The following is a 358-nucleotide window of genomic DNA, read 5'->3' as shown; positions in this document are numbered from 1 at the left end:
CTATGAAACCGCGCTGCAGCGTCTCAAGGAACTGCACATCCATGCGCCGACTCCTGACTATGCGCCAAGGGCCATCGGCTACGTCAAAGCCCAACTGGACCTCGAGGCGGCCAGTCTTCGAGAAGCCCAGGCCGAATTCAGCCCCGTGTACAAGGAGTTTCTGAGGCATATCGAGCAAGAGGCCGCTTCGCCCCAGGAGCGACAGGTTGAAACAGCCCAGAAGATAACGGACCTCACCCCGAGCATCATCCAGCACCTGGACTACATCGACACTCGCTTCAGCCAATTGCGTAAGCTGTCCATCGAGGGGTTGGAGCTGATCCGGAGCACCAGGCGCCTGCTGCCCGCCTACACCAGC

Annotated in this window: 1 protein-coding gene; it reads left to right on the top strand. The window is 60.1% G+C overall.

What is annotated here, in order from left to right; translation table 11 throughout:
- Window positions 1–358 (top strand): hypothetical protein (locus tag AC0L3B_RS38700; RefSeq protein WP_473382931.1); only part of this gene is annotated, 358 nt, incomplete at both ends.

This window comes from Bradyrhizobium sp. Kon56 (genome assembly GCF_055807635.1).
Note: the sequence above shows the minus strand (reverse complement) of the source record. Positions and strands in the feature narration are given on the sequence as shown.